Annotated in this window: 21 protein-coding genes; 17 read left to right on the top strand and 4 right to left on the bottom strand. The window is 62.6% G+C overall.

Annotated features, from left to right (window positions below):
* Positions 1–59 precede the first annotated feature (59 nt).
* Genes lpxA through MKD49_RS09165 form a run of 5 tightly spaced genes read left to right on the top strand, consistent with a single transcriptional unit; the run spans position 60 to position 4,011 of the window.
* The gene (gene lpxA, locus MKD49_RS09185) at positions 60–848 is read left to right on the top strand and encodes an acyl-ACP--UDP-N-acetylglucosamine O-acyltransferase (RefSeq protein ID WP_039788266.1); all 789 of its coding nucleotides are present in this window, start codon (positions 60–62) and stop codon (positions 846–848) included.
* Positions 832–2,007, top strand: coding sequence for a lipid-A-disaccharide synthase (gene lpxB / locus MKD49_RS09180; RefSeq protein WP_252696141.1), 1,176 nt, complete (start codon positions 832–834; stop codon positions 2,005–2,007). The genes lpxA and lpxB overlap by 17 nt, the downstream gene beginning before the upstream one ends.
* A gap of 59 nt (positions 2,008–2,066) precedes the next feature.
* Positions 2,067–2,699, top strand: coding sequence for a ribonuclease HII (gene rnhB / locus MKD49_RS09175; RefSeq protein WP_121040000.1), 633 nt, complete (start codon positions 2,067–2,069; stop codon positions 2,697–2,699).
* Positions 2,700–2,710: 11 nt separating this feature from the next.
* Positions 2,711–3,502 (top strand): RNA methyltransferase, encoded by a 792-nt coding sequence (locus tag MKD49_RS09170; protein WP_252696140.1) that lies wholly within the window; start codon positions 2,711–2,713, stop codon positions 3,500–3,502.
* 14 nt (positions 3,503–3,516) lie between these two features.
* Complete coding sequence (locus tag MKD49_RS09165) at positions 3,517–4,011, top strand: DUF6314 family protein (protein WP_134222274.1); 495 nt, start codon at positions 3,517–3,519, stop codon at positions 4,009–4,011.
* Here MKD49_RS09165 and MKD49_RS09160 read toward each other — a convergent pair.
* A complete protein-coding gene (locus MKD49_RS09160; protein ID WP_039788257.1) occupies positions 3,992–4,846 on the bottom strand; it encodes a pyruvate, water dikinase regulatory protein in 855 nt (284 codons plus the stop codon). The genes MKD49_RS09165 and MKD49_RS09160 overlap by 20 nt on opposite strands.
* Positions 4,847–4,895: 49 nt before the next feature.
* Between MKD49_RS09160 and MKD49_RS09155 the strand changes: the two genes are divergently transcribed.
* The 5 genes from MKD49_RS09155 (at position 4,896) to MKD49_RS09135 (ending at position 10,399) form a co-directional block, all read left to right on the top strand.
* Positions 4,896–5,201, top strand: a complete 306-nt coding sequence (locus MKD49_RS09155) for a hypothetical protein (RefSeq protein WP_084320188.1) — start codon at positions 4,896–4,898, stop codon at positions 5,199–5,201.
* A 10-nt stretch (positions 5,202–5,211) separates the two neighbouring features.
* Positions 5,212–7,566 (top strand): phosphoenolpyruvate synthase, encoded by a 2,355-nt coding sequence (ppsA, locus tag MKD49_RS09150; protein WP_240733890.1) that lies wholly within the window; start codon positions 5,212–5,214, stop codon positions 7,564–7,566.
* A gap of 151 nt (positions 7,567–7,717) precedes the next feature.
* Positions 7,718–8,152, top strand: a complete 435-nt coding sequence (locus MKD49_RS09145) for an NfeD family protein (protein ID WP_252696139.1) — start codon at positions 7,718–7,720, stop codon at positions 8,150–8,152.
* A 45-nt stretch (positions 8,153–8,197) separates the two neighbouring features.
* The gene (locus MKD49_RS09140; protein WP_034336986.1) at positions 8,198–9,109 is read left to right on the top strand and encodes an SPFH domain-containing protein; all 912 of its coding nucleotides are present in this window, start codon (positions 8,198–8,200) and stop codon (positions 9,107–9,109) included.
* A gap of 69 nt (positions 9,110–9,178) precedes the next feature.
* Positions 9,179–10,399, top strand: coding sequence for a serine hydrolase (locus MKD49_RS09135; protein ID WP_252696138.1), 1,221 nt, complete (start codon positions 9,179–9,181; stop codon positions 10,397–10,399).
* Positions 10,400–10,506: 107 nt separating this feature from the next.
* On the opposite strand, the gene MKD49_RS09130 is transcribed toward MKD49_RS09135, so the two are convergent.
* Entirely contained in the window at positions 10,507–11,931 is a 1,425-nt protein-coding gene (locus MKD49_RS09130; protein ID WP_209580542.1) for an ATP-binding protein, read from the bottom strand.
* Between the two features lies 1 nt (position 11,932).
* Positions 11,933–12,622, bottom strand: a complete 690-nt coding sequence (locus MKD49_RS09125) for a response regulator transcription factor (protein WP_039788247.1) — start codon at positions 12,620–12,622, stop codon at positions 11,933–11,935.
* 371 nt (positions 12,623–12,993) lie between these two features.
* Between MKD49_RS09125 and MKD49_RS09120 the strand changes: the two genes are divergently transcribed.
* Both MKD49_RS09120 and MKD49_RS09115 read left to right on the top strand, forming a co-directional pair.
* Positions 12,994–13,740 (top strand): hypothetical protein, encoded by a 747-nt coding sequence (locus tag MKD49_RS09120; protein ID WP_252696137.1) that lies wholly within the window; start codon positions 12,994–12,996, stop codon positions 13,738–13,740.
* Positions 13,741–13,786: 46 nt separating this feature from the next.
* Positions 13,787–15,367 (top strand): hypothetical protein, encoded by a 1,581-nt coding sequence (locus tag MKD49_RS09115; RefSeq protein ID WP_252696136.1) that lies wholly within the window; start codon positions 13,787–13,789, stop codon positions 15,365–15,367.
* Between the two features lie 73 nt (positions 15,368–15,440).
* Here MKD49_RS09115 and smpB read toward each other — a convergent pair whose 3' ends face one another.
* Complete coding sequence (smpB, locus tag MKD49_RS09110; protein ID WP_088753876.1) at positions 15,441–15,890, bottom strand: SsrA-binding protein SmpB; 450 nt, start codon at positions 15,888–15,890, stop codon at positions 15,441–15,443.
* A 67-nt stretch (positions 15,891–15,957) separates the two neighbouring features.
* Here smpB and MKD49_RS09105 point away from each other — a divergent pair, with 67 nt between their 5' ends.
* The 5 genes from MKD49_RS09105 (at position 15,958) to MKD49_RS09085 (ending at position 20,359) form a co-directional block, all read left to right on the top strand.
* On the top strand, positions 15,958–16,389 hold the full coding sequence (locus MKD49_RS09105) for a type II toxin-antitoxin system RatA family toxin (protein WP_034336959.1): 432 nt from the start codon (positions 15,958–15,960) through the stop codon (positions 16,387–16,389).
* Complete coding sequence (locus MKD49_RS09100) at positions 16,382–16,687, top strand: RnfH family protein (RefSeq protein ID WP_121040023.1); 306 nt, start codon at positions 16,382–16,384, stop codon at positions 16,685–16,687. The genes MKD49_RS09105 and MKD49_RS09100 overlap by 8 nt, the downstream gene beginning before the upstream one ends.
* A gap of 132 nt (positions 16,688–16,819) precedes the next feature.
* Complete coding sequence (gene guaB / locus MKD49_RS09095) at positions 16,820–18,289, top strand: IMP dehydrogenase (protein ID WP_121040026.1); 1,470 nt, start codon at positions 16,820–16,822, stop codon at positions 18,287–18,289.
* 105 nt (positions 18,290–18,394) lie between these two features.
* Positions 18,395–19,987 (top strand): glutamine-hydrolyzing GMP synthase, encoded by a 1,593-nt coding sequence (guaA, locus tag MKD49_RS09090; RefSeq protein WP_039788239.1) that lies wholly within the window; start codon positions 18,395–18,397, stop codon positions 19,985–19,987.
* 48 nt (positions 19,988–20,035) lie between these two features.
* Complete coding sequence (locus tag MKD49_RS09085) at positions 20,036–20,359, top strand: DNA-binding transcriptional regulator (RefSeq protein ID WP_252696135.1); 324 nt, start codon at positions 20,036–20,038, stop codon at positions 20,357–20,359.
* The last annotated feature ends 155 nt before the right edge of the window (positions 20,360–20,514 follow it).

Here is a 20,514-nt window from a genome sequence, read left to right as displayed (position 1 = left end):
ATTGTGCAGATTGCTTCATTGCAAGATGTGCAACAAGTGAACCCATCGAAGCACAGGACATGTCCAAGATCCATCCCAGCGCAGTGATTGCCCCCGGAGCGCAGATCGACGAATCGGTCGAGATCGGCGCGTATGCCGTCATCGGTCCTGACGTGCGCATCGGCGCGGGCACGCGCATCGGTCCCCACGTGGTGATCGAAGGCCACACCACCATTGGCCGTGACAACGAGATTTTCCAGTTCGCCTCCATTGGCGCCGCACCGCAGGACAAGAAGTACGCCGGCGAACCGACCACCATGGAGATCGGCGACCGCAACACCATCCGCGAATTTGTCACCTTCAACCGGGGTACCGTGCAGGATGGCGGCGCAACCCGCATCGGCAATGACAACTGGATCATGGCCTACGTCCACCTGGCGCACGACTGCCAGCTGGGCAGCCACATCATCCTGGCCAACAATGCCACGCTGGCCGGCCACGTGCACCTGGGCGACCACGTGTTCCTGGGTGGTTTCACCACCGTGCACCAGTTCTGCCATATCGGCGCCCATGCCATGACGGCCTTTACGGCGGCCGTGAGCCAGGACGTGCCGCCCTTCGTGACGGCGGCCGGCAACCGTGCCGTGCCGGCCGGCATCAACAGCGAGGGCTTGAAGCGCCGTGGCTTCACCAGCGAGCAGATCATGGAGATCAAGCGCGCCTACAAGGTGATCTACCGCGCCGGCCTGCCGCTGGAAGAAGCCAAGCAGCAACTGGCGGAGATGGAAGCCAAGTCGGCCCACAGCGCCGAGCACATCCGCCTGCTGCGCGAGTTCATCGAGGCTTCGGCCCGTGGCATCATCCGCTGACATCACGCGCCGCCAGTCGATCGCACTGGTGGCCGGCGAAAGCTCGGGCGACCTGCTGGGCAGCCGCCTGTTGGCCGGCGTGCGCGAGCGTCTGCCGGAAGTGCGCCTGCACGGTATTGGTGGCGAGCACATGATGGCGCACGGCTTTACCAGCGACTGGCCGATGGACAAGCTGACGGTGCGTGGCCTGTTCGAGGTGATTCCGCGCTACCGCGAGATCAAGGGCATCCAGGATTCGCTGCGTGACAAGCTGCTGGCGGACCGGCCGGATGTTTTCGTGGGTGTGGACTATCCCGGCTTCAACCTGGGCCTGGAAGAACAGCTCAAGAAGGCCGGCATCCCGACCATCCACTTCATCGGCCCGCAGATCTGGGCCTGGCGCGGCTGGCGCATCAAGAAGATCCAGCGCGCGGTGTCGCACATGCTGGTGATCTTTCCCTTCGAGGAAAACCTGTACCGGCAGGCGGGCGTTCCGGTGACCTATGTCGGCCATCCGCTGGCCGAGGTGATCCCGCTGCAACCGGATACCGCAGGCGCACGCCAGCGCCTCGGACTGGCGGGGCCGGGCAGGTTGGTGGCCATCCTGCCGGGCAGCCGCATGAGCGAACTGAAGCAGAACGGCGAAGGTTTCCTCGCCGCGGCACGGCTGTTGCGGCAGCGCGACCCCCAATTGCAGTTCATCACGCCCATGGCGGGTGACCGGCAGATGGCCTTTTTTGAAGAGCAGATTCGCCAGGGCGGATATGAAGATCTTGGCATCAGCGTCATCCGTGGCCAGTCGCACAGTGCGATGGAAGCCTCCGATGCGGTGCTGGTGGCCTCGGGCACGGCCTCGCTGGAAGTGGCCTTGTACAAGAAGCCGATGGTGATCTCCTACAAGGTCAACTGGGCCTCGTACCAGATCATGCGGCACATGGCTTACCAGCCCTGGGTGGGCCTGCCCAATATCCTGGCGCGCGACTTCCTGGTGCCGGAACTGCTGCAGCAACAGGCCACGCCCCAGGCCCTGGCCGATGCCATGTGGCACCAGCTGGAAGACCATGCGCACCAGCAGCGGCTGGTGCGGCGCTTTGCCGACATGCACCACTCCCTGCTGCGCGATACCAGCAGGGAGAGCGCCAATGCGGTCTGTGAAGTCATTGGCGCGCGTCGTCGTTGACGGGTCGAAAGAAGGATCGCTGCGGCGATCCGTGTGAGAGTTTGATGAAGGAAATTGCTATGCCCAAGGCGGCCCCCCAGACCCTGGCTTTGTTTGACGACTATACCGGCGAGATCATCTGCGGCGTCGATGAGGCCGGCCGTGGTCCGCTGGCTGGTCCGGTTTTCGCAGCCGCCGTGATCCTCGATCCGGCGCGTCCGGTCAAGGGCCTGCGCGACTCCAAGAAGCTTTCCGAAGCCGCGCGCGACAGCCTGGCGCTGGAGATCAAGGAATCGGCGCTGGCCTGGGCCATTGCCTCCTGCAACGAGCAGGAGATCGACGAGCTCAACATCCTGCACGCCAGCATGCTGGCCATGCGCCGCGCGGTGGAGGCACTCTCCACGCTGCCCACACTGGCCCTGATCGATGGCAACCGCTGCCCGGTCATGAGCATCCGCTCCGAAGCCATCGTCAAGGGCGACGACAAGGTGCCGGCCATCTCGGCCGCCTCCATCCTCGCCAAGACCGCGCGCGATGCGGCGCTGCTGGTCTTGCATGACACCTATCCACACTACGGTTTCGACCGCCACAAGGGCTATCCGACCCCGCTGCACCTGGAGATGCTGCGCCTGCATGGCGTCTCGCCGGTGCATCGGCGCTCCTATGCGCCGGTCAGGGCCTTGCTGTCCGGCCAGACGGTGGTGATGGCGTGAGCGAGACAGGCATGAAACTGATCACTTCCAAGGACAACTCGGTCTTCAAGGATTTGAAGCAACTGGCCACCAGCAGCCAGGCCCGCCGCCGCGCCGGCCAGAGCCTGCTGGATGGCGTGCATCTGGCGCAGGCGTGGCTGCAGCATCGCGGCGCGCCGCAGGTGTGCGTGGTGGCCGAGAGCGCCCAGTATCACCCGGAAGTAGCGCCCATCCTGGCGCAATGTGAAGCTTTGCACGCGCAATGCCTGGTGCTGGCTGACAAGCTGTATGACGCCATCAGTACCGTGGAGAACGGCGTGGGCTTGCTGTTGCTGGTGAGCACGCCCGAGCCGGTGGCCCCGGCGCAATTGAAGGAATCGGCGGTGCTCCTCGATGGTCTGCAGGATCCGGGCAATCTCGGCTCCATTCTGCGCAGCGCCGCTGCGGCAGGCGTGAAGCAAGTGTTCTGTTCACCCGGCACGGCAGCGGCCTGGTCGCCCAAGGTGCTGCGGGCCGGCATGGGCGCGCATTTCGTGCTGGACATCTTCGAGAATGCCGACCTGGTCGCTCTGTGCGCCGCCAGCCGCATCCCCTTGCTGGCTACCAGCTCGCACGCGGCCCAGACCATTTACGATTGCGACCTCTCCGGTCCGGTGGCCTGGCTGCTGGGGCATGAAGGGCAAGGCGTGTCGCCGGCCTTGCAGGATGCGGCCACCCATGAAGTGGTGATCCCGCACTTGGGCGAGATGGAATCGCTCAACGTGGCGGCGGCAGCGGCGGTCTGCCTTTTCGAACAACTGCGCCAGCGTACCGTCGGGCGCTGAGGGCGGCACGTATCATGGCGGCCTTTCCCCCCATCGATCTGGCCGCCATGGCCGATTACTTTCTCGGGGAATGGATCTTCAGCCGTACTATCTGGGAAGGCAGCGAAAGCCCGCAAGCTACGGCGTCAGGTGAACTAAGTTTCACTAGAGGCGAGACGCCGGGCCAGTTGGTCTACCGCGAGCAGGGCCAACTGCGCATGACCAGCGCGCCCGGCAGGTTGATTCCGTTTTCCCGCGTCTTTGACTATCGCTTCGGCCCGGACCGCCTGTGCGTGCTGTTCGCTGACGGCGAGCGTGTCGGCCAGCCTTATCAGGACTATCTGTTGCGTGGACAGGAACTGATACCGGCCGCCGATCACCTGTGCGGCCCGGACTGCTATACCGCGGTGTATACAGCCCATGGTGAAGACTCCTTCACCATGGAAACCACCATCAACGGCCCGAAGAAGCGCACCCGCGTGCGCACTGAATTTTTACGCCGACAGTCGGTCAGCGCGTCTCCAGCTTGATCTCCTGCAGGATGGTGGCGGCGATTTCCTCGATGGACTTGGTGGTCGACGACATCCAGCGTATCCCTTCGCGGCGCATCATCTTCTCGGCCTCATTGATTTCATAGCGGCAATTTTCCAGCGCGGCGTACTTGCTGCCGGGACGGCGTTCATTGCGCACTTCCGAGAGGCGTTCGGCGGCGATGGTCAGGCCGAAGATCTTCTTCTTGTGCAGCACCAGCCCGCTGGGCAGCTTTTCGCGTTCGAAGTCTTCCGGGATCAGCGGATAGTTGGCGCACTTGATGCCGAACTGCATGGCCAGGTACAGGCTGGTCGGGGTCTTGCCCGAGCGCGATACGCCCACCAAGATCACGTCGGCTTCCGACAGGTTCTTGTTGGACTGGCCGTCATCGTGTGCCAGCGAGAAATTGATGGCCTCGATGCGGTTGCGGTATTCCTCGGAATCGGTGGTGTTGTGGCTGCGGCCGATGGTGTGGGTGGACTTCATCTCCAGTTCCTGCTCCAGCGGCTCCACGAAGGTCTGGAACAGGTCCATGTGCATGGCCTTGGCGCGCCGGATCACCGAAGACAGTTCCGACTTCACCAGCGTAGAGAAGACGATGGGCAGCTTGCCATCCACCGCATAGGCTTCATTGATCTTGCGGGTGGCGTCGTGGGCCTTTTCCAGGGTATCGATGAAGGGCAGGCGGATCTGCTTGAAACGCAGCTCGAACTGGCTCAGCACCGAATGCCCGAAGGTCTCCGCAGTGATCCCGGTACCGTCGGAGACGAAGAACACGGTGCGGTTGGCGGCCACGACGGGGGAAGGGTGCGGGATCGGCATGGGGTCGAGCATTTAGTTGTCTTTTGGAAAATAGAAAAAGTATTGGGTGCTACGAACAAAAATGATTTCACGCGGTACAATGCTTGGCAACAATTTCGAGAAGCCCATCTTGATGACCGTCATGTCGCTGCGCAATTTGCCCGAATTCCTGATGATGTTTGCAATGGCAAACGTCCTCGGTGTGGCTGCGCGCCTGATGCTGTCCCTGGGCTGGTCCTCGAAGCCGCACCTGCTGCCGCAACCGTCGCAGAATAACAAAAATAAACCGACCCATGCCGCGCCCGCGAAGATTTCTTATCATCAAGCTAGGGGTTGTCATGTCCAACGCAGTAAACACCCAGGGGGCGGTATACGTAGCCTCCTTTGAAACTCTTCGCATGACGGACGTCGAGTCCGTCGGTGGCAAAAACGCATCGCTGGGAGAAATGATTTCCCAGTTGGCCGGCGCGGGTGTACGCGTGCCGGGCGGTTTCGCCACGACTGCGCAAGCTTTCCGTGATTTCCTGGAACACAGCGCCGATGGCGGCCCAACCCTGGCCGCCCGCATTGCCCAGCGCCTCGAAGGCCTGGACATCGACGACGTGCGTTCGCTGGCGCAAGCCGGTGCCGAGATCCGTCAATGGATCATCGAGACCCCGTTCCAGCCCCGCCTGGACCAGGAAATCCGTGCCTTCTACGACAAGCTGGTGGCCGATTCGACCGCCGAGATGTCCTTCGCCGTGCGTTCCTCCGCCACCGCAGAAGACCTGCCTGACGCGTCCTTCGCCGGCCAGCAGGAAACCTTCCTGAACGTGGTCGGCATCGACAACGTGCTCGAAGCGATGAAGCACGTCTTCGCCTCGCTCTACAACGACCGCGCGATTTCCTATCGCGTCCACAAGGGCTTCACTCACGCCGAAGTGGCCCTGTCGGCCGGCGTGCAGCGCATGGTCCGTTCGGACGTGGGCGCGGCTGGCGTGATGTTCACCATCGACACCGAATCCGGCTTCAAGGATGTGGTCTTCATCACCTCCAGCTATGGCCTGGGTGAGACCGTGGTGCAGGGTGCCGTCAACCCGGACGAATACTACGTCCACAAGCCGATGCTGGAACTGGGCAAGCAGCCGGTGATCCGCCGCAACCTGGGTTCCAAGCTGATCAAGATGGAATTCACCGGCGAAGCCAAAGCTGGCCGTTCGGTCAAGACCGTGGATGTGCCGGTGGAACTGCGCAACCGCTATTCCCTGACCGACGCCGAAGTGGTGGAACTGGCCAAGTACGCCACCATCATCGAGAAGCACTACCAGCGTCCGATGGACATCGAATGGGGCAAGGACGGCCGCGACGGCAAGCTCTACATCCTGCAGGCTCGTCCGGAAACCGTGAAGTCGCAGCAGAAGGCGACCGATGCGCAGCAGCGCTTCAAGCTCAAGAGCTCGGGCACCGTGCTGGCCACCGGCCGTGCCATCGGCCAGAAGATTGGTGCCGGTCCGGTGCGCGTCATCAGCGATCCGGCTGAAATGGAACGTGTGCAGCCCGGCGACGTGCTGGTGGCTGACATGACCGATCCCAACTGGGAACCGGTCATGAAGCGTGCCTCGGCCATCGTCACCAACCGTGGCGGCCGTACCTGTCACGCCGCCATCATCGCCCGTGAGTTGGGCGTGCCGGCCGTGGTCGGCTGCGGCGATGCCACCGAAGTGTTGAAGGATGGCACCCTGGTGACGGTCTCCTGCGCCGAAGGCGATGAAGGCAAGATCTACGACGGCCTGCTGGAAACCGAAGTGACCGAAGTGGCCCGTGGCGAACTGCCCCCGATCCCGCTGAAGGTGATGATGAACGTGGGCAACCCGCAGCTGGCCTTCGACTTCCAGTCGATCCCCAACGGCGGTGTCGGCCTGGCGCGTCTGGAATTCATCATCAACAACAACATCGGCGTGCACCCCAAGGCCATCCTGGAATACCCGAACATCGACGCCGACCTGAAGAAGGCCGTCGAATCGGTCGCCCGTGGCCATGCCTCGCCCAAGGCCTTCTACGTCGACAAGCTGGCTGAAGGCATCGCCACCATCGCTGCGGCCTTCTGGCCCAAGCCGGTGATCGTGCGCCTGTCGGACTTCAAGTCCAACGAGTACAAGAAGCTCATCGGCGGTTCGCGCTACGAGCCGGACGAAGAAAACCCGATGCTGGGCTTCCGTGGTGCCGCGCGTTACCTGGCCCACGACTTCGCCGAAGCCTTCCAGATGGAATGCCAGGCCATGAAGCGTGTGCGTGAAGACATGGGCCTGACCAACGTCGAGGTGATGGTGCCCTTCGTGCGTACCCTGGGCCAGGCCGAGAAGGTCATTGGTTTGCTGGGCAAGTATGGCCTGAAGCGTGGCGAGAACGGCCTGCGCGTCATCATGATGTGCGAAGTCCCGTCCAACGCCATTTTGGCCGAGCAGTTCCTGGAGCACTTCGACGGCTTCTCTATCGGTTCCAACGACCTGACCCAGCTGACCCTGGGCCTGGACCGCGATTCCGGCATGGAACTGCTGGCCGCCGACTTCGACGAGCGTGATCCGGCCGTGCAGGCGTTGCTGACCAAGGTCATCGCTACCTGCCGCGAAAAGGGCAAGTACGTCGGTATCTGCGGCCAGGGTCCTTCGGACCATCCGGACTTCGCCGAATGGCTGATGGAGCAGGGCATCGAGTCCATCTCGCTGAATCCGGATACCGTCATCGACACCTGGCAGCAGTTGGCCAAGAAGTGATGAAGCAAGAAGTGATGAAGCTTTAAGCGTCACTCACGACCAACTTCGAAAGAAGTGAAAGGCGCGGGCAGAAATGTCCGCGCCTTTGTTTTATTTTCTCAAGCTGCAGTAGACTGACGTCGTTTGCAGTTTTCTTCATGGGAATCCGACGATGACTGACTGGTCACTCTGGCTGGTGCTGGCCGGCGCGCTGTTAGGTGCAGAACTCTTCACAGGCACCTTTTACCTGCTCATGATCGCGCTGGGACTGGTGGCCGGCGCCATCGCCGCCTGGTGCGGCTTGATACTGGAGTGGCAGTTGCTGGTGGCCGCCGTGGTCGGCGTGGCGGCGGTGCTCGGTCTTCGCCGCAGTCCTTATGGCCGGCTGCGACGCAGCAGCGCCAACGATGATCCCAATCTCTTGCTCGATATCGGTCAGAGCGTCGAGGTCCCGGCCTGGCAGCTGCACGGCAACCAGTTCATGGCGCGCGTGCCTTATCGCGGTGCGCAGTGGGATGTCGAGTTGCTGCCCGGCCATCATGCCAGTCCCGGCAGCTTCGTCATCCGTGAAATCCGTGGCAGCCGCTTGCTGGTTGCGCCGCGCTGATCGGCGTCTTCACTTCTTCCCCCCTCTCGTTTTCAGGAGAATTTCATGCTGGGTAGCGTCACTCTGGTCATCTTCTTCCTTGCCATTGTCTTCGTCGTGCAGACGGTCAAGGTGGTCCCGCAGCAGCATGCCTGGGTGGTCGAGCGCCTGGGCAAATACCACGCCACGCTGGCCCCTGGCCTGAACATCGTGGTGCCCTTCATCGACCGCGTGGCCTACAAGCACATCCTCAAGGAAATCCCGCTGGACGTGCCACCCCAGGTCTGCATCACCAAGGACAACACGCAATTGCAGGTCGACGGCATCCTGTATTTCCAGATCACCGACCCGATGCGTGCCTCTTATGGCTCCTCCAACTACATCGCGGCGATCACCCAGCTGGCGCAGACCACGCTGCGCTCGGTGATCGGCAAGATGGAACTGGACAAGACCTTCGAGGAACGCGACCACATCAACACCGCCATCGTCAGCGCCATCGATGAATCGGCCGAGAACTGGGGCGTGAAGGTGCTGCGCTATGAAATCAAGGACCTGACCCCGCCCAAGGAAATCCTGCACGCCATGCAGGCCCAGATCACCGCCGAACGCGAGAAGCGCGCCCTGATCGCTGCCTCCGAAGGCCGCAAGCAGGAACAGATCAACATCGCCACCGGTGAGCGCGAAGCCGCGATTGCCCGTTCCGAAGGCGAGAAGCAGGCCTCCATCAACCGTGCGGAGGGCCAGGCTGCGGCCATCCTCGCCATCGCCGAAGCCAGCGCGGAAGCGATCCGCAAGACGGCTGCCGCCATCGAGCAGCCGGGTGGTTCGGACGCAGTCAACCTGAAGGTCGCCGAGCAGTATGTCGATGCCTTCGGCAAGCTGGCCAAGACCAATAACTCCATCATCGTGCCGGCCAATCTGGCGGACATGAGCGGGCTGATCGCCTCGGCCCTGCAAGTCGTCAAGCAGCAGAAGTAAGCCATGCATCCACGTTTTACGTCCGTTTTTGCATGCAAACCGCTGGCTGCACTGATGGCGGCAGGCCTGATGCTCGCTTCCGTTTCCGTGCTGGCGCAGGAAAGCCCCGACATGGCCGCCCTGGCCGAACGCGTCGACCAGCAGATGACGCAATTGCTCGGTCAATATCCCGTGCCCGGTGCCAGCATCGCCATCGCCTATCAGGGCCGGCTGGTGTATCAGCGTGGCTACGGCATGGCGGTGACCGAATCGAATACGCCGGTCACGCCGCTGACGCGTTTTCGGATCGGCAGCGTCTCCAAGCCGGTCACGGCGGTGGCGGTGCTGAAGCTGTTCGAGAAGGAGCTGCCGCAGGTCCTGGATCGTCCCGTGTTCGGTCCGGAAGGATTGCTGCCGGACGCCGCCTATCCTGACTTTGCCCAGCCCTTGGACCAGCGTGTCCTGAAGATCACCTTGCGCGAGCTGTTGCAGCACACCAGCGGCTGGGGTGGCAGCGATTACGATCCGCAATACGACCTGGTCAACATCGCCAAGGCGCGCCAGGTAGCCGCACCGGCCTCGGCCCGCGACGTGATCGCCTACGTGCTCAAGCAGCGCCTGCTGGATGCAGCGCCTGGGACGGAGTATTTCTACAGCAATTTTGCCTACAACGTCCTGGGACGCCTGGTGGAGCAGAAGTCCGGCATGTCTTATGAAGAGGCGTTGCAGGCACTGGTCTTCAAGCCCGCTGCGGTGGAGGGCGCCGCCATCGCCGGTGACCGCCGCATCGAGCGCGCCGCCAACGAGACCGTCTACTACGACGATCCACGATGGCCCGCTGTGGCCGATCGCGATGGCAGTGGCGCCACCGGTCCGGAATCCTATTCGGCCCTGCATTTCAAGGCCATGGATGCCACTGCGGGCTGGATTGCCACGGCGGCCGACCTGGTACGCTTTGCCGATGCGACGCAAGGGCGCGGCGCTCCCGCCTTGCTGCAGCCGCAGACCCTGGCGCTGATGAAGCAGCGCAATCCCGCACAGGCCGAGAACAACTATGGCCTGGGCTGGGTGGTGACCCTCAGCAATGGGGTGGAGATCCTCTCCCACAGCGGCGCACTCACCACCGGCACCTACGCCTACCTGCAATCGCGCGCCGATGGCTGGACCTGGGCAGTGCTGATGAACCGCCTGCCGATTCCTTATCCACCCGAGCAGGGCGTGAGCGAGTTGCAGGCCTTCCAGGTGGCGGTGCAGCGCGGGTTGATGAATGCCATCGTCAATCCGGCCGCGGTGCCTTCTGCTGCACAATAATTCATACAGCAAACGCCCATTGAAAAGCCCCGCCCGGCGTGAAACCGGACGGGGCTTGGTCTTGGTGCATATCGTTCATATCGTGCCTGTCGCCCGTGAGGCGGCGATCAGATCTCGGCAGTGTCTCCGCGTGCCGGCTCATCGGCCATGAAGGGCAGGGTGATGTCGACTCGCAGGCCGCCGTCGCTGCGATTGGCGGCGCGGATGAAGCCTTGGTGCGCTTCGACGATGCGGCGCGCAATCGAGAGCCCCAGTCCGTGGCCGGCGCTGTTGCTCTTGGTGCGGCTGCTGCGGAAGAACAGCTCGAAGATGCTGTCCATTTCTTCTTCCGGTACACCCGGTCCGCGATCCAGGATGGACAGGTGCAGCAGCTTGTTGACCTCGTCGATCTCGGCCACGAATTGCACGGCCGTCTCGGGTGCAGTGTGCTTGATGGCATTGCGCAGCACGTTCTCGATGGCGCGATAGAGCAATTCCGGATTGCCCTTGACCTGCACCCGGCAATCGATGCGGCTTTCCACCCGCTTGCCCAGCGCCTCGGCCTCGAAGCTGGCGTCATTGGTCATGTCGGCCAGCATGGCCTGGATGGCGATGGCTTCTTCCATCGAACCGGGCACGTTGGCTTCCAGCCGCGACAGGGTCAGCAATTCGCCGACCAGTTTGTCCATGCGCACGCTTTCGCGTTCGATGCGCTCCAGGGTCAGTTCCAGCTTGTCCTTGTCCTGCACGCGTGCCAGGCCGATGGCCATCTGCAGGCGCGCAATCGGCGAGCGCAGCTCGTGCGAGACATCGTGCAACAGGCGGCGCTGGCTTTCCATCAGGGTACGCAACTTGGCCGTCATGGCGTCGAAGTCGCGTCCCAGGTCGGCCAGTTCATCGTTGCGCGCGCTCATGACCGGTTCCAGCGCCTGGTCCAGATTGCCGTTGGCGGCCTGGTTGAAGGCATTCTTGAGATGCCGGATCGGATGCGAGAAATACCAGGCCAGCAGCAACGCAAACACCAGACTGGCCACCAGCGCCACGGCAATCGGCATGGTCGGGAAGAACAGCGGCTTGGGTCCGCCCCTGTCCTTCATGTAACGAGGCTCGCGGCCCGGCATGCCGCCCGGGGGCGGGCCGAACTCGTCGTTGGGCGTGGGGATGAACATCAGGTAGCTGTGGCCATTGGCGGCCTTGACCAGTTCCACCACCCGGCGATCGCGTTCGGTGGCCAGCACGCGGCGCGCCTGTTCCACCAGATGCGGCGAGACTTCGCGGCCCATCAGGTCCTGGTTTTCTTCATCCACGGCATACAGCTGCAGGCGATGCGGCCGGCCCTCGTTGATCAGGCTGCGCAAGGCTTCCGGGCCGCCGAACTGCAGGGTGGCGGCGGCCGCGCGGATCATGAAGGAGGCCGGTGGACTGAGGTCGATCTCCGAATTGCGGTTGCTGCGTTCCAGGTTCTCGATCCAGAACAGCACGCCCACGCCGAAGGTGGCGGTGATCTGGGCGATCGCAATGAAGAAGAAGAACTTCCAGAAAAGCCGGCCCACTTTATTCCTTGATGAACTGGTAGCCCAGGCGGTAGACGGTCTGGATGCAGCTCTTGTCGCTGCCCAGCGCGGCGATCTTCTGGCGGATGCTGGAGAGGTGGACGTCGATGTTGCGGTCGAAGCGCGCCAGCGGACGGCCCAGGCCTTGCTCCGACAGGGTCTGCTTGCTGACCGGCTTGCCGGCATTGCGGGCCAGCACTTCAAGCAGGTTGAATTCGCTGCTGGTCAGTTCCAGCGGACGGCCGTTCCAGGTGGCACGGCGCTGTTCCGGCCACATCGACAGGGCCCCCACGGCCAGCGGCGAATAGGGCGCCTGCTCGCTGCTTTCGGCCGAGGCGCGACGCAGGATGGCACGGATACGGGCAGCGATCTCGCGCGGCGTGCAGGGCTTGGGGACGTAGTCGTCGGCACCGAGTTCCAGACCGATGATGCGGTCGGTGTCATCGCCCTTGGCGGTCAGCATCACGACCGGCATGTTGCTCTTGGCGCGAATGCGGCGCAGGGTGTCGACACCGTTCAGGCGCGGCATCATCACGTCCAGCACGGCGATGGCGTACTGGCCGGTGAGCGCCTCGGCGGCACCGGCTTCGCCGTCATGGGCGACGTTGACTTCAAATTTTTCCTGCTCCAGGTATTCCTTGAGCATCTCGACGAGCTCCACGTCATCGTCGATCAAAAGCACTTTAGACATTGCTGCATTCCATTCTCGAATTGCCCTGCCTTCAGGCCGCAGGGCGTCGGCAGCCCGTAATATGCCGTAAAAGGTTTTGCAGAAGTGTTTCAGGCCTTCTTTACAATTGCATCTTTACATTCATTTACCGCGGCCGGCCGCGGCCTGTCAAAGTACGAGAACTCGCATTTTTCTTGCTTTCCATTCATCAGTGCCTGACGGCAACCCGCACCGGGCCTGGCTGGAGCGCGGAGGGCGGACGAGCTCGCTTAACAAGACTTTACTCGGCTTTACGCGGCAGGCATCAACTTAACACGTCTTGATGACCGATACTTTTGGCATGTACAAGGGAGCGATGCATGGGGCATCGCGCACAATAAAAGGAGTCCGTCATGGCCATCAGCAGCGTGTCGTCCAGCAATTTCAGTCTTGCCGATCTGTCGGCGTTGTCCGGAACCAGCGGTTTTTCTACCAGCGCCACTCCGCGCATGGATGCGCCGCCACCGCCGCCGCCGCGTGGTGACAAGGGCGGGGGCCTCATCGGGGCGCTCAAGGATATCCTGTCCGCGCTGGGCGTCGATCTCGACAGCTCGGCCACCAGCGCCACTTCGGTCACGTCGGCGACCACCACTTCCTCCAGCAGCAGCATCTCGTCGGCCAACGTCGATTCCAAGCTCGATGCCTTCCTGCAGGAATTGATGGCGGCTCTGAAGGGCCAGAACAATCCGCCGCCGGGACCGCCCCCGGCCAGCTCCACGTCTTCCTCGGACAGCAGCACCAGCAGCGTATCGGCCACCAGCGATACCAGCAGCACGAGCAGCACGAGCACTACCACCAGTTCAACCAGTACTGATACCACCGCACGCGCCTACACACCGGGCGGCCGTCCGCCGCCACCGGGAGGAGGGCTGGAGGCGGATCTCCAGAGCCTCATTTCCAGCCTCTCCGGCAGCAGCAGCGGCACTGATGCAGGCTCAGGAGACGGCACCGTCTCCTCGCTGGAAAGTGCGTTCAGCAACCTCCTCAGTTCCTTGGGCGCGTCGTCATCCACGACCTCGCTCTCGAGCTTCCTGCAAAGCCTGCAGAGCAAGCTGGCCGCAGGCAAGACCACCGGCAACCTGATCGATACCACGGCGTGACGGGAAGGGCCGTGCCCGGGCCGGCAGCCATGCTAAGCTGCCGGCCATGAATGCTCCCGACCCCGCCACCCTGGCTGGCATCATGGGCCTGATGTGCGAGGCCATCGCCCTGCGCGGTGCAGGCCAGCCTGCCGTCGCCCTGGCCGCTCTCGATCAGGCTCTGCGACTCGATGCCAGCTTCCTGCCCGTGCTCATGCAGCGTGCCAGCCTGTTGCAGGAAACCGGCGATCTTCCTGCCGCGGCCGCTGCCTACCAAGCCTGCCTCGATCTGCTGCCCGATTACGACGAAGCCCGTGTGGCGCATCGTGCCGTCTTGCTGCAATGGGCCGATGCGCTCCAAGCGCGGTTGCTGCAGGAGGGCGCAAGGCCTGTCGATCAGCGGGTGTTGCTGGCGCGCTTGTACCACCAGCTGGACCAGCCTCATGCGGCCTTGTCCGCCATCGAACCTGCCCTCCCGCTGCCGGCGCTGGAGGACCAGGCCCTGCATGCCGATATCCTGCTGCGGCTGAATCGCCATGAAGAGGCCTTGCGCTGCTATCCCGACGAGGCGGCCGAGGATGAGGCGCGCGCCCTGATCGCCTTCAATCGGGCCGACATCCTGCGTCGCATGGGCCGGATCGAGGCGGCTCAAGCCGGATATGAAGAAGCCTTGCGCTGGCATGCCGACTTTCCGCAAGCCCAGGTGGGGCGTGCACATATGTTGCTCACGCGCGGGGTCTTCGCCGAAGGTTGGCGCGAACATGAAGCGCGCTTCCGGATTCCGGAATTGGCCCGGCGCGCCATCACCACGCCCAGTCCGTGCTGGCAGCACGGCGAGTCGCTCAGTGGCAAACACATCCTGCTGTGGTCTGAACAAGGGCAGGGCGATTGTCTGCAATTTGCTCGCTATCTGCCGCTGGTGGCAGCGCAGGCGGCACAGGTCACCCTGTGTGCCCCGGCGGGCTTGCTGGCAGTGCTCGCGCCGTCCTTTGCGCAGGTTCGCTGCGTGGCGCATGTCAGTGAAGCCGGTCCGCATGATTGTCACGCTTCCTTGCTCAGTCTTCCGTATTTGCTGGATCTGCCGCATCCGAGCCAGGCTCCGTCTGCGCCCTACCTGAAGGTGGATCCGATCCGCCTTCAGCAATGGCAGCAGCGTCTCGCCGAGACAGCGGCGGCTTCACCGCGCCGTCCGCGCATCGGCCTGGCCTGGGCCGGTCGCCAGTACGCCACGCCGCACCCCAGTCGCGACGTGCCACTGGCCGAGTGGCTACCTTTGTTTGAGTTGCCGGTAGAGGTGGTCTGCCTGCAAGTCGAGATCCCGCTGGCCGATCAGGGCGTGCATCAGGAGCTGTCTGGCCGGCTCCGCACCTTCCCGCTGGCGGACTGGGCCGATTCGGCAGCGCTGGCCTGCGCGCTGGATCTGGTTATCAGCGTCGATACCGCCGTGGTGCACCTGGCCGGCGCGTTAGGCTTGCCGTGCTTCCTGCCGCAGCGGCTGGAGGGCGAGTGGCGCTGGGGCGTGCAGGGCGAGCAGACTGCCTGGTATCCCTCGGTGAAGCTGTTCCGCCAGCAGCAGCGGGGGCAGTGGGGCAGTGTGGTGGAGGAGATCGTCGCCGCTTGCCGTGAACGGTTTGAGGGTTGGGCGTAAGCGCGTTGCAAGCGGACATGAAAACGGCTGCACAAGGCAGCCGTGGTCGCAGTCAAGGAGAGGCAGGAAGGGATCAGCGGCGATGCTGCTTCATCGCCGTCTGGATTTCGCGCTGGGTGTCGCGCTGTTTTTCGGTCTCGCGCTTGTCGTGCTGCTTCTTGCCCTTGGCCAGGCCGATGTCGCATTTGACGCGGCCTTTGCTGTAGTGCAAGTTCAGTGGCACCAGCGTGTAGCCGGAGCGTTCCACCTTGCCGATCAGCTTGCTGATCTCGGCGGCATTCAAGAGCAGCTTGCGGGTGCGGGTGGTCTCCGGATGCACGTGCGTGGAGGTGCTGGTCAGTGCACTGATGTGGCAGCCGAACAGGTAGACCTCGCCATTGCGCACGATCACGTAGGCTTCCTTGAGTTGCACGCGGCCGGCGCGGATCGATTTGACTTCCCAACCTTGCAAGACGAGGCCTGCTTCGAATCGCTCTTCGATGAAGTAATCGAAAAAGGCCTTTTTGTTATCAATAATGCTCATCTAAATAAAAATTCGTCTCGTCGGTTAAAATTGTGCCTTTGCGATTTTATCAAACGGATCACCCTCGATGGCAGTCGTACACAAAACCGTCCTGATCAACTATAGCGCGGAGCAGATGTTCAACCTGGTCGACAAGGTTGAGGATTACCCTGAATTCCTGCCCTGGTGTGGCGGTGTCGAGGTTTCCGAGCGCAGTGATGACAGCCTCACGGCCAAGATCAAGATCAATTATCACGGCCTCAAGCAATCCTTCAGCACCCAGAACACCAACGTGCGCCCGACCAGCATGACCATGCGCCTGGTGGAAGGCCCGTTCAAGCATTTCGAAGGCCGCTGGACCTTCAAGCCGCTGCGCGAGGATGCCTGCAAGATCGAATTCGACATGGAATATGAATTTTCCAGCCGCATCCTGGAAGGGGTGATCGGGCCGGTCTTCAGCATGATCGCCAACAGCTTCGTCGATTCCTTCTGCAAACGCGCCGAACAGATATATGGCTGACGATGCCTTTTTGCAAGTCCAGCTCTGCTACGCCGCGCCCGGCCTGCAGATCCTGCAGGACCTGCAGGTAGCCCCCGGCAGTACCATCCAGCAGGCCATTCTGGACAGCGGCCTGCTGCGCGAGCAGCCGGCCATCGACCTGTCGGTGTGCAAGGTCGGCATCTTCGGCAAGATCAAAACGCTCGACACGGTGCTGCGCGCACGCGACCGCATTGAGATCTACCGGCCGCTGATTGCGGACCCCAAGCAGTCGCGCCGCCGCCGCGCCGCGCACCGGGAGCAAGCGGACCGCCCTTGAACGGCGCTGCTGCCCGGCCCGGAATCCCAGCCTTCCGGCATTTTTACGACGCCCGGAGGGAGAAACGCAAGTAGAGCAAGACGCGCGTTCAGCTTTTCTGTATAATTCGCTTTTGCGCCTATAGGAAACACTATGCGTCTTCTCCAAAAAGCACTCACGTTCGATGATGTGCTGCTCGTTCCGGCCTTCTCGGACATCCTCCCCAAAGACACTTCCCTGACCACGCGCCTGACGCGCAACATCTCGCTGAACATTCCGCTGGTCTCCGCGGCAATGGATACCGTGACTGAAGCCCGCCTGGCCATTGCCATGGCGCAAGAGGGCGGCATCGGCATCATCCACAAGAACCTGACGCCCAAGGAACAGGCGCGCGAGGTTTCCAAGGTCAAGCGTTTCGAGTCCGGCGTGGTCCGTGACCCGATCACCATCCCCCCCACCATGAAGATCCGTGACGTCATCGCGCTGTCCAAGCAGCATGGCATTTCCGGCTTCCCGGTGGTGGAAGGCAAGGCGCTGGTCGGCATCATCACCAACCGCGACCTGCGCTTTGAAGAAGAACTGGACGCAGAAGTCCGCGCCAAGATGACCCCGCGCGACAAGCTGGTCTACGTCAAGGAAAACGGCTCCAGCGCCGATCCGGAAGAAGCCAAGCGTCTGATGAACAAGCACCGCCTGGAGCGCGTGATGGTCGTCAACGATGCCTTCGAACTGCGCGGTCTGATCACCGTCAAGGACATCGAAAAATCCACCGAACACCCCTTCGCCTGCAAGGACGAACACGGCAAGCTGCGCGTGGGCGCCGCCGTCGGCGTCGGCCCGGACAATGACGAGCGCATCGAGCTGCTGGTGGCGGCCGGCGTGGACGTGATCGTGGTCGACACCGCCCACGGCCACTCTGCTGGCGTGCTCAACCGCGTCAAGTGGGTCAAGACCCGCTACCCGCACGTCGAAGTCATCGGCGGCAACATCGCTACCGCCGCCGCCGCCAAGGCTCTGGTGGAACATGGCGCGGATGCTGTCAAGGTCGGTATCGGCCCCGGCTCCATCTGCACCACCCGTATCGTCGCCGGCGTCGGCGTGCCGCAGATCTCGGCCATCGCCAACGTCGCTGAAGCCCTCAAGGGTACTGGCGTTCCGGTGATCGCCGACGGCGGTATCCGTTTCTCGGGCGACGTCGCCAAGGCGCTGGCCGCCGGCGCTTCGGCCGTGATGATGGGCAGCATGTTCGCCGGTACCGAAGAAGCCCCGGGCGAAGTGATCCTGTACCAGGGCCGCAGCTACAAGTCGTATCGCGGCATGGGTTCGCTGGGTGCGATGGCTGACGGTTCGGCCGACCGGTACTTCCAGGACGGCGACAATACCGCAGACAAGTTCGTGCCGGAAGGCATCGAAGGCCGCGTTGCCTACAAGGGCTCCGTGGTTGCGATCCTGTATCAGCTGGTGGGCGGCGTGCGCTCCTCCATGGGTTACTGCGGTTGTGCCTCCATCGACGACTTCCGCGAGCGCGCCGAGTTTGTCGAGATTACCGCGGCCGGCATGCGTGAATCGCATGTCCACGACGTGCAGATCACCAAGGAAGCCCCGAACTACCGCGCCGAGTAATTTTCGATGCGGCCACAGCCCGACAGCCCACCGGCCTTGTGCCAGGCTGTCGGGCTGTTGATCTTTTCAGAAGTCCATTTTTAACGTAGCCAGACCTCACTGCCCATGTCCACGCATTCGCATTCGAAAATCCTGATCCTCGACTTCGGTTCCCAGGTGACCCAGCTCATCGCTCGCCGCGTGCGCGAAGCCGGTGTGTTTTCCGAGGTATTCCCGCATGACGTGACCGACGAGTTCGTGCGCAACTACGGCGCGGCCGGCGTCATCCTCTCCGGCGGCCCCAACAGCGTCACCGAAGGCGATACGCCGCGTGCCCCGCAAGCGGTCTTCGAACTGGGCGTGCCGGTGCTGGGCATCTGCTACGGCATGCAGACCATGGCCGAACAACTGGGCGGCAAGGTCGAGAACGGCCACCTGCGTGAATTCGGTTACGCCGAAGTGCGCGCCCACGGCCACACCAAGCTGCTGGACAACATCAGCGACTTCACTAATGCGCAAGGCCACGGCATGCTGAAGGTGTGGATGAGCCACGGTGACAAGGTCAACGAACTGCCCGCCGGCTTCAAGCTCATGGCCTCCACGGGCAACTGCCCGATCGCCGGCATGGCCGACGAAGAGCGTCGTTTCTACGGTGTGCAATTCCACCCGGAAGTGACTCATACGGTGCAGGGAAAGGCCATGCTGGGCCGCTTCGTGCACGAGATCTGCGGCTGCCAGTCGGACTGGAACATGCCGGACTACATCGCCGAAGCCGTCGAGATGATCCGCCAGCAAGTGGGCAGCGATGAAGTCATCCTGGGCTTGTCGGGCGGTGTCGACAGCAGCGTGGCGGCAGCGCTGATCCATCGCGCCATCGGTGACCAGCTGACCTGTGTGTTCGTCGACCACGGCCTGCTGCGCCTGGACGAAGGCAAGATGGTCATGGAGATGTTTGCCAAGAACCTGGGTGTGAAGGTGATCCATGTGGACGCCACCGCGCAGTTCATGGGCCATCTGGCGGGCGTGACCGATCCCGAAGCCAAGCGCAAGATCATCGGCCGCGAATTCGTGGAAGTGTTCCAGGCCGAATCGGCCAAGCTGACCAGCGCCAAGTGGCTGGCCCAGGGCACGATTTATCCGGACGTGATCGAAAGCGCCGGCAAGGGCAAGAAGACCGCCCACACCATCAAGAGCCACCACAACGTCGGCGGCCTGCCGGAAACGCTGAACCTGAAGCTGCTGGAGCCGCTGCGCGAACTGTTCAAGGATGAAGTGCGCGAACTGGGCGTGGCGCTGGGCTTGCCGCCGGAGATGGTGTATCGCCATCCGTTCCCAGGTCCTGGCCTGGGTGTGCGTATCCTGGGTGAAGTGAAGAAAGAGTACGCCGACCTGCTGCGCCGTGCGGATGCGATCTTCATCGAAGAACTGCGCAATACGAAGGATGAAGATGGTCAAAGCTGGTATGAGAAGACCAGCCAGGCCTTTGCCGTGTTCCTGCCGGTGAAGTCGGTGGGCGTCATGGGTGATGGCCGTACCTACGAATACGTGGTGGCCTTGCGTGCGGTGCAGACGCAAGACTTCATGACGGCGCACTGGGCGCATCTGCCGCATGAACTGTTGGGACGCGTGTCCAATCGCATCATCAACGAGGTGCGTGGCTTGAACCGGGTGGTTTATGACATTTCGGGGAAGCCGCCGGCGACCATTGAGTGGGAGTGATCCTGGGCCCGTCATTGCTTCCCGCTGACATCAAGAAGGTGGTGTGACATGGGCATCAGGAAAATCGACGTTGAGAAGGTGGCAAAGGCTATTGAGGCCGATGTTGGTGAGGCTCTTCCCGATCTGCGGCAAGCACTTGCAGAGGCGAAGGCAGGGGTTGGGCGTGTCACAACCCCGGAGCAGATTATCGTGCGTCAGGCACGGGAGAAATCCGGTCTGACGCAAGCTGCTTTTGCCGAGCGCATCGAAACCCCGGTAGCGACATTGCGCGATTGGGAACAAGGACGGTTCGCGCCACCAGGAGGGGTGCTATGCCTGCTACGGCTGATCATCAAGCACCCCGAGCTGTCCGAAGAGTTGAGCGTCGTATGAAGTTTCTTGAACCTGACCACCCTGAAAAAACCCGCTGAAGGCGGGTTTTTTCATATCCGGAGGGCGACCGTGGCGCGCTATCATTGGCTTCGCCCCATTGCGCCGCTGTTTCGGGCAAAGGCCTGGCCTTGAATCTTCATATCGCCCCTGAACCT

It is taken from the genome of Herbaspirillum sp. WGmk3, assembly GCF_023952535.1.
Lineage (GTDB): Bacteria > Pseudomonadota > Gammaproteobacteria > Burkholderiales > Burkholderiaceae_D > Herbaspirillum > Herbaspirillum huttiense.
Note: the sequence above shows the minus strand (reverse complement) of the source record. Positions and strands in the feature narration are given on the sequence as shown.